General features: G+C 71.9%; 11 protein-coding genes. 5 read left to right on the top strand and 6 right to left on the bottom strand.

Going from position 1 to position 15,517, the window contains the following annotated elements:
- From ABT369_RS43130 to ABT369_RS43120, 3 genes are all read right to left on the bottom strand, one after another.
- Positions 1-855, bottom strand: a complete 855-nt coding sequence (locus tag ABT369_RS43130; RefSeq protein WP_350621717.1) for a class I SAM-dependent methyltransferase — start codon at positions 853-855, stop codon at positions 1-3.
- Positions 852-3,236 (bottom strand): hypothetical protein, encoded by a 2,385-nt coding sequence (locus ABT369_RS43125; RefSeq protein ID WP_350621714.1) that lies wholly within the window; start codon positions 3,234-3,236, stop codon positions 852-854. Before ABT369_RS43125 ends, ABT369_RS43130 begins: the two co-directional genes overlap by 4 nt.
- A gap of 86 nt (positions 3,237-3,322) precedes the next feature.
- Positions 3,323-4,069 (bottom strand): TetR/AcrR family transcriptional regulator, encoded by a 747-nt coding sequence (locus ABT369_RS43120; RefSeq protein ID WP_350621713.1) that lies wholly within the window; start codon positions 4,067-4,069, stop codon positions 3,323-3,325.
- Positions 4,070-4,104: 35 nt separating this feature from the next.
- Between ABT369_RS43120 and ABT369_RS43115 the strand changes: the two genes are divergently transcribed.
- From ABT369_RS43115 to ABT369_RS43105, 3 genes are read left to right on the top strand one after another with little or no spacing between them, the layout of a single operon-like run.
- Positions 4,105-5,055: an ATP-binding cassette domain-containing protein gene (locus ABT369_RS43115; RefSeq protein ID WP_350621712.1), complete on the top strand. Its 951-nt coding sequence runs from the start codon at positions 4,105-4,107 to the stop codon at positions 5,053-5,055.
- Entirely contained in the window at positions 5,048-5,812 is a 765-nt protein-coding gene (locus ABT369_RS43110; RefSeq protein ID WP_350621710.1) for an ABC transporter permease, read from the top strand. The genes ABT369_RS43115 and ABT369_RS43110 overlap by 8 nt, the downstream gene beginning before the upstream one ends.
- A 27-nt stretch (positions 5,813-5,839) precedes the next feature.
- Positions 5,840-7,591: a GH25 family lysozyme gene (locus ABT369_RS43105; protein ID WP_350621708.1), complete on the top strand. Its 1,752-nt coding sequence runs from the start codon at positions 5,840-5,842 to the stop codon at positions 7,589-7,591.
- Here the strand turns inward: ABT369_RS43105 and ABT369_RS43100 are convergent.
- From ABT369_RS43100 to hemG, 3 genes are all read right to left on the bottom strand, one after another.
- Positions 7,581-10,787, bottom strand: a complete 3,207-nt coding sequence (locus tag ABT369_RS43100; protein WP_350621706.1) for a GH92 family glycosyl hydrolase — start codon at positions 10,785-10,787, stop codon at positions 7,581-7,583. The genes ABT369_RS43105 and ABT369_RS43100 overlap by 11 nt on opposite strands.
- A gap of 69 nt (positions 10,788-10,856) precedes the next feature.
- Positions 10,857-11,552, bottom strand: a complete 696-nt coding sequence (gene hemQ, locus ABT369_RS43095; protein ID WP_350621704.1) for a hydrogen peroxide-dependent heme synthase — start codon at positions 11,550-11,552, stop codon at positions 10,857-10,859.
- A gap of 5 nt (positions 11,553-11,557) precedes the next feature.
- The gene (gene hemG / locus ABT369_RS43090) at positions 11,558-12,871 is read right to left on the bottom strand and encodes a protoporphyrinogen oxidase (RefSeq protein WP_350621702.1); all 1,314 of its coding nucleotides are present in this window, start codon (positions 12,869-12,871) and stop codon (positions 11,558-11,560) included.
- 22 nt (positions 12,872-12,893) lie between these two features.
- Here hemG and ABT369_RS43085 point away from each other — a divergent pair, with 22 nt between their 5' ends.
- Positions 12,894-13,739, top strand: coding sequence for an SDR family NAD(P)-dependent oxidoreductase (locus ABT369_RS43085; protein ID WP_350621700.1), 846 nt, complete (start codon positions 12,894-12,896; stop codon positions 13,737-13,739).
- A gap of 497 nt (positions 13,740-14,236) precedes the next feature.
- Positions 14,237-15,427 (top strand): HEAT repeat domain-containing protein, encoded by a 1,191-nt coding sequence (locus ABT369_RS43080; protein ID WP_350621698.1) that lies wholly within the window; start codon positions 14,237-14,239, stop codon positions 15,425-15,427.
- Positions 15,428-15,517 lie beyond the last annotated feature (90 nt).

Genomic DNA, 15,517 nt, shown 5'->3' with positions numbered 1-15,517 from the left:
TCAAGCGGGCTTGCGGACCTCGATCACGAACCCGCTCGCGGCCTGCGCGGCCATCGGATGGTGGGCCAGCAGCAGGTCGAGCACCTTCAGCGGGGACAGCACCCAGGTCAGCGGCAGGATCGCGCGGTACAGCCGGCGGCTGCCGAACGACAGCACCATCGCCAGCCACTCCTGCAACACCCACAGCATGCCGGAGGTCGGCCCGGCCCCGACCTTCACCGAGAGGACCTCGAACGCGCCGAACTGCTCGCGCAGGCCGACCTCGGTGTAGCGCTGGAAGTCGTACGGCGAGGCGTGGAACGGCTGCATGAACGGCACGAACACGAGCATCCGGCCGCCGGGGCGCAGCACGCGGTGCATCTCGGCGATGTGCGCGGCCGGGTCCGGCACGTGCTCGAGCACGGCGATGCTGATGCCGCCGGCCAGGCTGCCGTCGGCCAGGGGCAGCCGGCGCAGGTCGGTGACGATGTCGACGTTGCCGTACGACCCGCCGTCCATGCAGATCACGCGCTCGTCGCGGCGGTGGGTCCCGCAGCCGAAGTCGGCCACGAGGCTGCGGTCGAGGTCGAAGCTGCCCAGGAACGGGGTGATGAGCCGGCGGTCCTGCACCGGGGAGAGCACCTTGATCGCGGCCGGGTACAGCTTGTGGAACCGGGTCTTGACCAGCTCCTTGACCCGGTTGAGGGCGTCGGCCTTGAGCTCGGACTCGCCGAACCCGCCGAAGTCCAGCTGCTCCCCGCGCCGGACCCCCACCGGGCCGCACGCCCCGCACACCAGCGACGCGTCGAGGTAGCCGTGGCAGCGGGGGCAGGCCAGCGCCTGCGCGAGCCGGTTCCCCACGAGCGTTGACGTCACGATCCCCCCAGCGAGTAGACGGCGATGCGCCCGGCCCGGAAGCGGAACTGGGCGTAGTCCTGGATCCACGTGGACGGCAGCAGCAGGTAGCCCTCGTCGACCATGAGCCACTTGACGTGGTACTGGTCGCGCAGCTTGCCGACCGTGGCCGCCGTCGGGTGGTAGAACGCGGCGTCGTTGTCGGCGAGCTTGCGCTGGTCCCAGTAGGGCGCGAAGATCGCGTTGACGCCGGCCTTGGCGGCCTCCTCGTGGGCCCGGTTGGTGAAGCCCCAGCCCTCGACGAGGAAGCGCCGCTCGCTGTAGGCGGAGAACCAGAAGTGGCGGTTGTCGCAGCCGGTGAGCGCGTAGGGGTCGCCGACGCAGTGCGCGTTGGTGGCGACCAGGTCGTCCGGGTCGGAGTGCTCGCGCAGCCAGCGGCCGGCCTCCTGGGTGCCGGGCGTGACGAACGTCGCGATCTGCACGACGCCGCGCCAGCCGCCGAGGTACGACGCGCGGGTCATGAGATACACGTGCTGCAGGGCGGTGATCATGCACGCCCCGGCGAGCATCGCGGACACGAGGGTTCTCCAGGCCGGCAGTTTGCGGCGGTACATCCACCAGCCCGCGGCCCCGAGCAGCCCGTAGGACAGCAGGTACGGCCAGACGAGCGCCCACAGCGTGACCGCGAGGCTGCCGGTGTTCTGCAGCTTCGGCGTGTGCATCGAGCCGATCTTGTGCACGGCGAGGAGCACCACGGCGCCGACCGCGATCGCGCCGTACACCTGCCGCAGCAGCCTGCGCCCGGGCAGCCCGCGCGGGGTCAGCAGCACCAGGCCGACCACGGACGCGAGGGTCAGGTAGGGCCGGGCGGAGACCATGAACCAGCCCTCGGCGCCGGCCTCGTGGCCGAAGACCATGAGCGCGCCGACGCCGGACAGGCCGATGCCGAACATGAGGATCACGGGATCGGCGGCGATGCCGAGGTCGCGGCGCATCCGCCGGGCGTGCTGGATGGTCGGGGCCAGGCGCCCGAGCCCGAGCAGGCCGGGCCAGATGCAGGCCCAGCAGCTGACGGTGATGGCGGTGACGATGATCAGGCGCCACAGCGGGTGCGGGTACTCGGGGGCGGCGAACTTCAGCGTGTACGGCGCGCCGGAGATCTGCGCGAAGTGCAGCGGGTCGATCGCCATGCCCTGCGAGGCGCCGCCGAAGAGCACGAACTGGGCGAAGAGCAGCCCGAGCAGGGTGATCCCGGCGGCGAACAGCGCGCCCGGGTGCACCCGCCGGCGCGTGACCAGGCGCACGGCGACGACGAGCAGCAGCCCGGCCAGCAGCATCGGCAGGAAGGTCGCCTTGGCTCCGGTGACGCCGGCGATGAGGATCGTCACGAGCGCCCAGCGGGCCTTGGTGGGGGCGGCCATCGCCTCGACCAGGGCGAGCGCCAGCCCGGCGAAGAGCAGCGCCCCGAACGTCTGGGTCGGGCTCGTCCACAGCTGGGCGCGCAGGGAGGAGCCGTCCTCGTAGGCGTTGGTGCCGAACGCCGAGAACCAGCCCTCCAGCGGCCAGTGGTAGGGCAGCGGGGTGAGCACGAAGAAGGTGACGACCGCGGCCGCGGCCCCGCCCCACCACACGCCGGTGAGCCGCCGGCCGATGACCCCGAGCAGCGCGACGAGCCCGAACAGCATCGGCAGCGGCGCGAGCCGGACGAGCAGCACGTGCGGCTCGATGCCGGTGACCCACGAGGTCGCGGCCATCTCGGCGTAGACGAACCAGTGGTACAGCACCGGCTGGTCGGGCAGCCACGGCGACAGCAGCGGCATGTGGTGCTTCGCGTCGCCGATGAGCGCGAGGTGGAACGGCGAGTCGGCGTCGGGGCTGAGCATGCCCGGCTCGCGCAGGTCGTGCGTGCGGAAGAAGCGCACGCAGCTCCAGTAGAAGACCACGGCCGCGGTGGCGGACAGGATCAGCGACCACCACAGCGGGGTCCGGTCGCGGGGGTCGGGGCTGCCGCGCCAGCACCGCCGCAGCCGGGGCACGGCGAGGAACGCGCCGATGACCGCGGCGGGCCAGACGAGCACGAGCAGCGGCAGCCCGGCCGCGCGGGCCGGGATGTAGGCGAGCACCTCGCCGGCGTAGCCGAGCGCGAGGCCGGCGCCGAGGTCCTCGACGAGCCAGCCGGAGCGCCCGCGCACGGCCCGCCAGATCAGGGTGCCGGGGGTGACGACGGCCAGCAGGACGTACCCCGTGAAGATCACGGTCGTGGCGATCGGCACGCCGTAGAACTGCAGCCCCGCGGCCACGAGCACGGCCAGGACCGCCGGTGGTGCCCACGCGGGCGGGACCCGCCGGGCCGGGGCGGTGGAGGCGGTTGCCGGGGATCGCCGCTCGACCAGTGCTGTCACCCGCGCTCCACTCTCCGAGATGTCCGTCGCACCGTATGCAACGTCCGATGCCGGAGTGAGGAAGCGGGTGAAAACCACTCGAAGGGCTATTTCCTGCGGCTCATGAGCGCCTCGAGGCCGTCGAGGAAGCGCTCGACGCCGAACTCGAAGTCGTCGTCGGGCCGGGACTGGGAGGTCTCCAGGACCCGGGACCGCAGCAGCTCGCCGACGGCCGGGAAGCGCTCCGGGTCGGCCAGCAGGTGCAGGAGCCGGCCGTACTCGTGCATCGCCTGCTCCGTCGTGCCGCCCTGCGCCTCGGCGGCCGCGTCGATGTCGGCGGTGAGCAGCGCCCAGTTCCGGGCCATCCCGCTGACCATCATGATCGTGGAGAGCCGCTCGTCGTGGCGCAGGTTCGTGTCGCGCATGACCGAGAGCCCGTGGTTCATCCAGGCGATCTGGTTGGGCGTGATCGGCCGGGTGTTGATCGGCACCCGCACCACCCACGGCTGGCGGCGCAGCAGGGCGAGGTAGGCGTCGGCGAACCCGCGCAGCCCCACCCGCCAGCCCACGGTCTCACCGGCCTCGGGCGGCGAGCCGATGGCCATGTCGACCATGAGGTCCAGCAGCTCGTGCTTGGCCGAGACGTACCGGTACAGCGACATCGTCGCCGCCCCGAGCTCGGCCGCGACCCGGCTCATCGAGACCGCGCCCAGCCCCTCGGCCGCGGCGACCTTCACCCCCGCGGCGACGATCCGCTCGAGGCTCAGCCCGGGCTTCGGTCCCTTGCCGGGACGCTCCTTCAGACCCCAGGCCAGCGCCAGCGCGTTCGGTATGCCGTTTTCCTGCTCGCTCATTGACTAGGGATTCTACTTCTGCGTATAACGTACGCATGACGCGTATGTCATACGCAATTGAGACCACGGGCCTGACCAAGTCCTACGGCCGGCTCGCCGTGCTCACCGGCGTGGACCTGCGGGTGCCTGCCGGCTCGGTGTTCTGCCTGCTCGGCCCGAACGGGGCCGGCAAGACCACGACGGTGCGCATCCTCACCACGCTGACCCGCCCGGACGGGGGCACCGCCCGGGTCGCCGGGCACGACGTGGTCCGCGACCGCGCCCAGGTGCGCCGGGCGATCAGCCTCACCGGGCAGTACGCGGCGGTGGACGAGCTGCAGACCGGGGCGGAGAACCTGCGCATGATGGGCCGCCTGTCGGGCCTGTCCCGGCGCGAGGCCCGCCAACGCGCGGACGAACTGCTGGAGCGCTTCGACCTGACCGCCGCGGCGAACCGGCGGGCCGGGCAGTACTCGGGCGGCATGCGCCGCCGCCTCGACCTCGCCGCGGGCCTGGCCGGACCGGCGGAGGTCATCTTCCTGGACGAGCCGACGACCGGCCTGGACCTGACCAGCCGGCAGGCCATGTGGGACGTGGTTGACGGGCTCGTGGAGGCGGGCCGCACGGTGTTCCTGACCACGCAGTACCTCGAGGAGGCCGACCGGCTCGCGGCTCGCATCGCCGTCGTGGACCACGGCCGGGTCGTCGCCGAGGGCAGCCCGGCCGAGCTCAAGCAGCGCTTCGGCGACCAGCGCCTCGACCTCGACCTGGCCGACCGGGCGTCCTACGACGCGGCCGCGCGCCGCCTCGGCGAACGCGTCGTGCAGCGCGACGACGCCCGGCTGACCCTCGGCGTGACCACCGACGGCAGCGCCGCGCACGTGCGCTCGGTGCTCGACGAGATCGACCCGGCGGGGGCCGCGGTCCGCCGGTTCTCCCTGCACAGCGCCACCCTCGACGACGTCTTCCTGTCCCTCACCTCGCGCAAGGAGCTCGCCGGTGTCTAGCACCGCACTGACCCGGTGGACCGTCCTGGGCGGACGCTCGCTGCGACTCGGACGCCGCAACGTCGAGGCCATGATCATGTCGATCGCGCTGCCGGTCATGCTCATGGTCGTCTTCGTCTACCTCTTCGGCGGCGCGATCCAGACCGGCACCGAGTACGTCACCTACGTCGTGCCCGGCGTCATGCTGCTGTGCGTGTCGTTCGGCTCGGCGATGACCGCGGTCTCCGTCGCCAACGACCTGCAGGGCGGCATCATGGACCGGCTCCGCTCGCTCGACGTCGGCGGCGGCGCCGCGGTGCTGTCCGGGCACGTGATGGCCAGCCTGGTCCGCAACGTCATCTCGTCCACGCTGGTGCTCGGGGTCGCGTTCGCCCTCGGCTTCCGGCCCCGCGCGGACGCCGGGCAGTGGCTGGCCGCGATCGGCATCCTGGTCCTGACGATCGCCGCCGTGTCGTGGCTGTCGGCGGCGCTCGGGCTGCTCGCGGGGTCGCCCGAGGGCGCGAGCGGCTACACGTTCGGGATCACCTTCCTGCCGTACGCCAGCAGCGCCTTCGTCCCGATCGGCACCATGCCCTCGTGGCTGCGCGGCTTCGCCGGCAACCAGCCGGTCACGCCGATCACCGAGAGCCTGCGCGGGCTGCTGCTCGATCAGCCGGTCGGCGACGCCCCGTGGCGCGCGGCCGCCTGGTGCGTGGGGCTCATGCTCGTCGCCGTCGTCGCCGCGGCCGTACTGTTCCGCGTGAAAACACGGACATAAACCGATAAGTCCGGATACGGTGCCCGAATGCGAAGCCTCCTCGCCGTGGTCATGCTCGCCGGGCTCATCAATCCCGTGCCGTCCCCGGACACGGACGGGCACGCCCAGGCGGGAGGGCGCGAGGAGGTCGCCGCGGCGGTGCCCGGGCCGCAGTACACGGTCAAGGGCATCGACGTGTCCAGCCACGACCACAGCGTCTTCAGGACGATCGACTGGGCCGGGCAGGCGGCCCAGGGCGTGAGCTTCGCCTACATCAAGGCGACCGAGTCCGGCAACTACGTCAACCCGTACTTCGCCCGGGACATCGCCGACGCGAAGCGGGCCGGGCTGCTGGCCGGGGCGTACACGTTCGCCCGCCCCGACCGCGGCGACCCGGTCGGCGACGCGAACACCTTCATCGACAACGCGGCCTGGGTGAACGACTCGAAGACCCTGGTGCCGTTCGTCGACCTCGAGTGGCCCTACTTCAGCACCGTCGGCGCCTGCTACAACCTCGACCAGACCGCCATGCGCGCCTGGATCCAGGCGTTCCTCGACCAGGTCCAGGCCCGCATCGGGCGCAAGGCGATGATCTACACCGCGGCCACCTGGTGGAACCAGTGCGTCGGCGGCACCACCCAGTTCGCGTCCTACCCGCTGGACATCGCGAGCTGGAGCGGCACCACCCCGAAGCTGCCCAGCGGCTGGTCGAAGTGGGCGCTGTGGCAGTACACCGGCGGCGACAACAACCAGCAGGGCAACTACGACAAGGACGTCTTCAACGGCGACCTCGACCAGCTGCGCCGCCTGGCCGGGATCGACCCGCCGGAGCCCCTGATCGCCAAGCCGGCCGCGATCGCCCACCCGGCGACGGCCCAGATGCAGGTCTACACCGACGCGAGCCACGGGCTGTCACAGCGGTACTGGAGCCCCGGCTACGGCTGGTCGAGCTGGAGCAACTTCGGCGGCGGCATCGCCGGCACCCCGCACGTGCTGCAGAACCCGGCCGCGCGCACGGTCGAGGTGTACGCCCGCACCCGCGACGGCCACCTGGCGCAGAAGTACTGGCGGGCGGGCCGCTGGTCGGACTGGACGGACCTGGGCGGGGACCTCGCCGGGGACCCGGTGGTGTTCTACAGCCCGCGGTACGGCTCGACGGAGATCTACGCCCGCGGCACCAACGGCCACCTGATGCAGCGCTTCTACGCCGGCGGCTGGTCGGGCTGGAACGACCTCGGCGGCGACCTGGCCGGCGACCCGGCCGAGATCGTCTACAACCCGGCCTACAAGACCACGGAGATCTACGCCCGCTCCACCTACGGCACGCTCGTGCAGCTCTACTACGGCTCGGGCTGGTCGGGCTGGAACAGCCTCGGCGGGGACCTGCGCGGCGACCCGGTGTCGTTCCGTAGCCCGCTCTACGGCACCACGGAGATCTACGCGCGCGGCGCGGGCGGGCACCTGGTCCAGCGGTACTACTCGGGCACGGCGTGGTCGGCCTGGAACGACCTGGGCGGCTCGATCGACGGGGACCCGGCCGTGTTCTTCAACCCGCAGTACCGCTCGACGGAGATCTACGCGACCGGCTCCGGCACCCTGCGGTACACCCTGGTCATGCCCGGCGGCGGCTGGACCGCCTGGACGGGCATCGGCGGGGCCCTGGAGTCGGACCCCGCCGTGCTGCTCAACCCGTGGACCGGCAACACCGAGATCTACGCGGTCTCGCACGGCAACCTCGTCACGCAGCTGTGGCTGCGCGGGCTGTCGGTGTGGTCGGGCTGGTCGAACCTCATGCAATGAGCTGCCACTCGGCCAGCTGGGTCTCGGCGGCGCCGTGGTTGGCGGTGATCTGCAGGCGGTAGCGCGAGTACGAGGCGCTGCCGGTGACCACGAACGCCCGCGTCTGGCGCCGGTCGGCGAAGTCGACGTCCGCCCGGGTGTCCACGGTCGTCCAGGTCACCCCGTCGTTGGAGCCCTGCAGCGTCCACGCGCGCGGGTCCCGGCCGGGGACGTCGTCGGCCGACGTCAGCGTGTACTGCTTCACCGCCACCGCCCCGGTGAGCTGGTCGGTGATCGTCGCGGTGTTCGCGAACGTGAGCCACTTCGTCATCGAGGTGTCGTCGGTGAGCTTGTCGCGGGCCTCGCCGGGGCCGTTCTCGCCGCTGACGGTGAGCGTGCCGCCGGTGGCCCGGTCCTTGAGCTGGACGGGCGCGGCGGTGCCGGTGCTCAGCGACGGCGGGATGTCGGCGGCGCCGGTGCCCCACGACGACGGGTTCGGGCCCATGACGAAGGACAGGGTGCCGCCGGCGAGCAGGTCGGCGTGGGTCAGGTAGTTGCGGGTGTAGGCGACGCCGTTGAGGGTCGCGGACTGGATGTAGCGGTTGGTGTCGCTCACGCCCGGCGCGTTCACCGTGAACGTCCGGCCGTTCTCGAGCGCGATGGTCGCCTTCGGGTGCAGCGGGGCGCCGATGGTGTAGTCGGTGCTGCCCATCCGGGCCGGGTAGAAGCCGAGCGCGGAGAAGACGTACCACGCCGACATCTCGCCGTTGTCCTCGTCGCCGAGGTAGCCGTTGCCGGTGCCGGCCCCGGAGTCGTAGAGCCGGGTGAGCACGGTGCGCACCTGGTTCTGGGTCTTCGCGGGGGTACCGGCGTAGTTGTACATGTAGAGCATGTGGTGGATGGGCTCGTTGGCGTGCGCGTACTGGCCCATGTTGCCGTCGTAGGCCTCGCGCATCTCGTGGATGACCCCGCCGTAGCAGCCGGTCAGGTAGTCCCGGGGCGCGGCGAGCACCGCGTCGATCTTCGCCGACATCTGGGCCCGGCCGCCGTAGAGGCCGGCGAGGCCCTGCGGGTCCTGCGGGGCGCCCATCGCGTAGTGCCAGGGCGCGCCCTCGGTGAACTCGCAGCCCCACAGGTTCGGCTTGAAGTCGGCGTCGCTGGTGCGCCAGTTGCCGTTGCCCTGCTTGCCGCGGAACATCCCGGCGCTGGGCGAGAAGAGGTTCACGTAGTCCAGGGCGCGGTTGCGGAAGTACGCCGCGTCCTCGCTCTTGCCCAGGGCCGTGGCCATCTGGAAGATGCCGAAGTCGTTGTTGGCGTCCTCGAGCGTCCACGACGCGGACTCGTTGCGCACGTCGGTCGGCACGTAGCCCTTGAACGTGGAGACCTCGATGCCCTGCCGGCCGTTGGGATCCCAGTTCGTCCAGACCGTCGCGTTCTTCACCATGGAGGCGTACGCCGCGTTGTAGTCGAAGTTCCGCACGCCCTTGACGTAGGCGTCGGCGAACGCGAGGTCCTGGTTCGAGCCGACCATCGCCCCGACGTTCCACGGCCCCGACCAGCGCGGGGTCCAGCCGCTCTCCTTGTAGGCGTTCACGAACCCGTCGAGCATCTGGCCGGTGCGGGTCGGCGCCAGCAGGGTCATGAGCGGCCACTCAGCCCGCGAGGTGTCCCAGAAGCCGTTGTTGACGTACATCTGGCCGTCGTGGAGCTGGTTGTCGTACGGGCTGGAGAAGCGGCGCACCCCGCCCACCGTCTCGGCGCGGTTGTTCGGGTACATGTTCGCCCGGTACAGGTTCGAGTAGAACGTCGTGAGCTGCGCGCCGGTCGCGCCCTCGAGCCGCACCTGGCCCAGCACCGCGTCCCACTGCGCCCGCGCCTCGGCCTTCACCGTGTCGAGCGTCCTGGTGCCGACCTCCTGGCTCAGGTTGGCCGCGGCCTGCGCGACGCTGATCCACGAGGTGCCGATGCGCAGGGTCACCGCCTGGTTGGCCCCGGTCGCGAACCGCACCCAGCCGGTGCCGCCGGTGCCGGAGGCCGCGATCGCGGTGTCGACCGTGGCGGAGAAGTACAACTTCTGCCCTCGATGGTCGGCATAGCCGGAGATCGTGCGGGCGAAGGTGTCGACGCTGAACGAGCCCGAGGCGCTGTCGATGACGTCGAACAGGATCGTGGAGTCGGACGCGGCCGGGAACGTGAAGCGCATGACCCCGGCGTGGTCCGTGGGGGCCATCTCGGCGGTGATCCCGTAGGTGTCCAGCCGCGTCGAGTAGTAGTGCGCCCGGGCAACCTCGCCGGCGTGGCTGAACGTGGACCGGCGCGCGTCCGGGGCCGTCTTCACCCCGCCGGTCATCGGCATCACCTGGAGCTGGCCGTAGTCGCCGATCCACGGGCTGGGCTCGTGGCTGATCGCGAAGCCCTGGATCGTGGTCGCGTTCCACTGGTACAGCCAGTTGTCGCTGTTGCCGTTCGTGACCGGGGTCCAGAAGTTGAACCCGTTGGGCACGGTGGCGCCCGGGAACGTGTTGCCGTGCGAGTAGCCGGAGTCGGAGTTCGAGCCGCGGCGGGTGTCCACGTAGTCGGCCAGGGTGCCGGCGGTGATGCTCAGGTCGTCGAAGTACCCGCGGAACGTCCCGGTCCCGTCGGGCTTGTCGTAGCCGATCAGGATGCGGTCGATCGTCTTGCCGGCCACGTTCGCGCCGATGTTCGAGGTGACGAAGTTCCACGTGTCGAAGAACAGGACGTTGCCGCTGCCCTGGTACTGCGGGTGCAGCCGCACGCCGTGCTGGTCGACGGCGCCGGAGTCGCGCAGGTAGGTGCCGTCGGTGAAGGCGAGGTCCACGGCCACGTCGAGGTTGCCGCCGCTCTGCGGGAACACCCAGTAGGACAGCGTGGTGCCGGGCCCGACGGCGATGTCCACGTCGAAGACGCGGTTGTACGAGTAGCTCGTCGTGGTGCTGGTGTCGGCGCCCGAGTACATCAGCGCGTTCGTGCCGGTGTGCGCGGTCTCGGTGCGGGTGCCGCTCTCCATGGCCGTCAGGCCGCAGCAGTACCCGCCGACGCCGGCGCTGCGCTCGACGCTGTCCGACCACGTGGGCTGCGGATCGGCGCTCTCGAACGAGGTGCTGAAGTCGCCGGGGGCCGCGTCCGCGGGGCTGGGCAGCGCCGTGAGCAGCCCCGCGGCGAGGACCAGGACCGCGAACCATCGAACCTTCGACATGTTCTCCGCCTTAGTTTCACAGCCGTCTATGAAGCAGGCTGCGGGTCGGCGGAGGGTTCTGTCAATATTTTATGGAAGGTTTGCTACCAGGTCCGCGATCTCGCGGCGGCGCCCGGTGTAGAAGGGGACCTCCTCGCGCACGTGGCGGCGGGCCCGGGACGCGCGCAGCTCGCGCATGAGGTCGACGATGCGGTGCAGCTCGTCGGCCTCGAAGGCCAGGATCCACTCGTAGTCGCCGAGGGCGAAGCTGGCCACGGTGTTGGCCCGCACGTCGGGGAAGCCGCGGGCCTGCTGCCCGTGCTCGGCGAGCATCGCGCGGCGCTCCTCGTCCGGCAGCAGGTACCACTCGTACGAGCGCACGAACGGGTAGACGCTCACCCACTCGCGGGCGTGCTCGTCGGCGAGGAAGGCCGGGATGTGGCTCTTGTTGAACTCGGCCGGCCGGTGCAGCGCCATCTGCGACCACACCGGGGCCATGCGCTGCCCGACGCTGGTGCGGCGGAACCCGGCGTACGCCTCCTGCAACGCCTCGGCGCTGGACGCGTGCCACCAGATCATCAGGTCGGCGTCGGCGCGCAGGCCGGCCACGTCGTACGTGCCGCGGACCGTCACGTCCTTGGTCGCCAGGTCCGCGAAGAACGCCGAGACCTGGGTGGCGTCGCGGCTGTCGGCACCATAGGGCGTGGCGAGCCGGAAGACGGACCACATGGTGTACCGGATGCTGTCGTTGAGCTCCTTGATGCGGGCGGCGTTCGTGCTTGTCATGGCGCTCATTCTCCCAACTTGGCCAGGATGGACTCGGCTGCGGCCCGGCCGGACGTGATGCACGCCGGGATGCCGACGCCGTCGTAGGCCGCGCCGGCGACCGCGATCGGCGGATGGGACTCGAGGTCGTCGCGCAGGGCCGCGACCCGGTCCCGATGCCCGGGGGCGTACTGCGGCAGGGCGCCGCCCCAGCGGTACACCCCCCGATCCAGCTCCGAGGGGAGCGCGTCGACGCCGATCAGCCGCGCGACCTCGGCCCGCACGACCTCGACCAGGCCCTCGTCGGTGCGCTGGAGCTGGGCCTCGTCGCCGTGGCGCCCGATGGAGGCGCGCAGGACCGTCTGCCCCGGCCGCTGCTGGTGCGGCCACTTGCGGTCGAAGAAGGTGACCGCCTTGACGGCCAGGCCCTCGGTCGCCGGCACCAGGAAGCCCGACAGCTCGGGCAGCTTGGTGGCCGGCAGCGCCAGGGCGACCAGGGCGATGGAGGCGTAGTCGAGCGGGAAGTCGCGGTGCAGCAGGCGCGCCGCCGGCCTGGCCGGGACCGCGAGGATGACGGCGTCGGCGGTCATCGTCTCGGCGTCCCGGGTCGACCCGACGGTGAGCTCCCAGCCCGTCTTCCGGGGCCGCATGGTGCGCACCGTGGTGTCCGCGCGCACGTCCGGCAGGGTCCGCGCGATGGCGTCCACGAACGTCGTCATGCCGCCGGCGACGGTGCCGAACACGGGCGCGCCCGGCTCCCGGCGCCCGGCCCCGGCCGCCTCCCGCAGCGCACCGGTGAGCGTGTCGTGCCGCTCGGCGGCCGCGGCGAGGGCGGGCAGCGCCATGCGCAGCGAGAGGCGGTCGGCCCGGCCCGCGTACACGCCGCCGAGCAGCGGTTCGACGTAGTGGTCGACGACCTCGTCCCCCCGCCGGGGCCGCACGAACGCGCCCACGGTCACGTCCTCGCCGGGCTGCAGCAGGGCCGGCCCCGGCTCCTCGGCGGGGCCGTCCAGCGGGATGCCCATCAGGGTCCCGGCCGGCAGGTCGCGCAGCGTGCCGCCGACGGCAACCGCCGCCCTGGCCCCGCCGGGGTGCACGATCGCGTCGCCCAGCCCGACCTCGCGGGCCAGCTGGACGGCCGCGCTGGGCCCGCCGACGAGGAAGGACTCGGCCCCGCGCTCGACCGGATGCCCCGCCAGGGTCCCGGTCGACAGCTTCCCGCCGGGCCGCTCGCGCTGGTCCAGCAGGACGACGTCGAGGTCCGGCCGCAGCGTGTGCACCCGGTGCGCCGCGGCGAGCCCAGCGATCCCTCCACCGACGACCACGACGCGCTGAGTCATACGTGGAGTCTATTGTCGCGGGATGGTTGAGGAACGGGTGGCAGTGGTCACGGGCGCGGCTCACGGCATCGGCCGGCGCACCGCGGAAGTCCTGGCCGCGGAGGGCTATCTCCTGGCCGTCATCGACCGGGAGCCGGTGGCGGACTTCGACGGTCCGGCCTCCGCCGGCGGCGTCCTGGCCTCCGCCGGCGACGTCCTGGCCTCCGCCGGCGACGTCCTGGCCTCCGCCGGCGACGTCCTGGCCTTCGCCGGCGACGTCTCGGACGAGTCGGACGTGCTGCGCTTCGTGGCCGAGGTCGAGGCGCGGTACGGCCGCGCGGACGTGCTCGTGAACAACGCGGGCATCGCGTCGATCGCCCCGGCCGAGGAGACGACCGCGGCCCAGTGGCGCCAGGTCATCGACGTGAACCTGACCGGCCCGTTCCTGCTGTGCCAGGCCTTCGGGCGCCGGATGCTCGCGCGCGGGGCGGGCTCGATCGTGAACATCGCCTCGGTCGCGGGGCTCATGGGCGTGGCGGACCGGGTGGCGTACAACGCCAGCAAGCACGGCCTGATCGGCCTGACGCGCACCCTGGCGGTCGAGTGGGGCGGCCGGGGCGTGCGCGTCAACGCGGTCTGCCCCGGCTGGGTCAAGACGGAGATGGACGACGCGTCGCAGGCCTCGGGCGCCTATGTGGACACCGACATCACCGAGCACGTGCCGATGGCGAGGTTCGCCCAGCCGGACGACATCGCCAAGGCGGTGTCGTTCCTGGCCGACCCGGCGAAGAGCGGCTTCGTGAACGGGGCGGCGTTGTCGGTGGACGGCGGCTGGGCGGCGGACGGCTCGTGGCAGTCCCTGCGCCTGGCGAGCCGGGCCCGCCCCTGATCTCTCGCACGCGCCCTGTCCACCGCGCCGCCACTCGACGACTCCGCTCCCGGCGGTCTCTGCGCCCCCGCGCCGCCAACCGGCGTTCCCCGAACCTGACGCCGGTCGGCCGCCGCACCGCAACTCGGCGGCCCTGCTCCCGGCGGTCGGTGCACCTGGCCAGCCCGGCTCTCCCCCGACCGCGGCCCTCCTCCGACCCCGGCTCTCGCGCTCGACGCTTACCCGTCCTCCGCTCTCGCGCTTTGCCTGCCCTCTCCCTTTACGCTTTGCCCCGTATTTTCACTTTCGCGCTTTTGCTCTGACTTTTCGCCTTTGCCCGCTTTGACGGAGTATCGGCCCCTGCTTTCCGCCCTAGCGCCCCGCCCGCCCCTTGTCCAGGCCACCTTTCCCATGTGCGTCGATATGTCAACGAGTAGGGTGATCGTCCACCCCGCATTGTCCTTCTGAGGGGCGAACCCCTCTGGAAGATCCTCGCGAAGACGAGCACACTTTCGGGGATGAGCGACCTCGCGTCCTCCCGCCCCGTGCCAGACGAGCCACCGGACCCGCGCCCCGGTGGCCCTGCCGACGTGTCCGGATTGTTCCCAAGCTCGTCGGAGCTGTTCGTACCCGCGGCCCGGGAACCCTCGGACCTGGACGAACTGGCCCTGAGCCCCTTGGCCGAGGTGATCGCCGACCTGGCGGACCTGCGCTCCCCGGACCCGGACCAGCCGTCGCCCAGTTCCGACATGTCGGACTTTTCATCTTTTTCCGATGAATTCCGCCATTTTTCTCCGTCGGCGGCCCGCCCGCACCCCCGGGACGTGCACGATTTCGACCCGATCGACGCGCTGATCTCCGGCTCGGAGGACGCGGAACCGACGGCGCGGAGCATCGCCGCCCTGCTGAGCTCGCCGGCCGCGTCCGCGGCCGAGCTGGCGGACGCGGTCGCCTGGTGCTACGACGACGCCGCGCTCCCGCTGCTGCTGCCGCTGGCCCACCACCCCGACGCGGGCGTACGCCGCGCCGTGGCCCAGGCCCTCCCGAGCGTCCTCGGCGAGGCCCCGCCGGACGACACCATCCACGCCCTGATCCTGCTGAGCGCCGACCGCGACAACGACGTCCGCGACTGGGCGTGCTTCGCGCTCGGCACCCAGCTGTCGGAGCTGGACTCGACGACCGTGCGCAACGCGCTGGCCGCGCGCCTCGATGACCCGCACGACGACACGCGCTGCGAGGCGCTGCTGGGCCTGGCCCGCCGCCGCGACACGCGCGTGCTGCCGGTGCTGCACGAGCGCCTGGCCCGCGACAACGTCTACTCGCTGGAGATCGACGCCGCCGGCGCGCTCGGCCACGCGTCCCTGCACACCCTCGTCCGCGGCCACCTGTCCGGCTGGGACGACGACGTGGTCGTGCGCGTCTGCGCGGCGCTGCGCCTCACCGACCCGGACGGCGTCGGCGACGACCTCCTCGACGGCCTGGCCGACTGGTTCCGCGCCGGCGCCCCGCACGCGACGGACGAGGACCGCTACTGGTGGTCGGTGACGCTGCAGCTGCTCGAGCACGCCGAGTACCGCGCGCCCGAGATCGCCGAGCAGGTCCACTACCGCCTGCAGTCCGCGGAGCCGGCCACCGCGCTGATGCTCGGTTCGCGCCTGTCCCAGCTGGCCGGCGACCACGGCTGGCCCCGCTGGAGGCCAAGCCACTAGTGTCCTGCGCCGTAAGTTCGCCTAATAAGTGGGTGTAGGGTGGTGGGATGCCGAGGACCGGGCGTCCTATCACCCCGTTGGTGTTGTCTG

Source organism: Dactylosporangium sp. NPDC000244 (genome assembly GCF_040300725.1).
Classification (GTDB): Bacteria; Actinomycetota; Actinomycetes; order Mycobacteriales; family Micromonosporaceae; genus Dactylosporangium.
The sequence above is the reverse complement of the archived record's forward strand: the minus strand, read 5'-3'. Positions and strand labels throughout refer to the sequence as shown.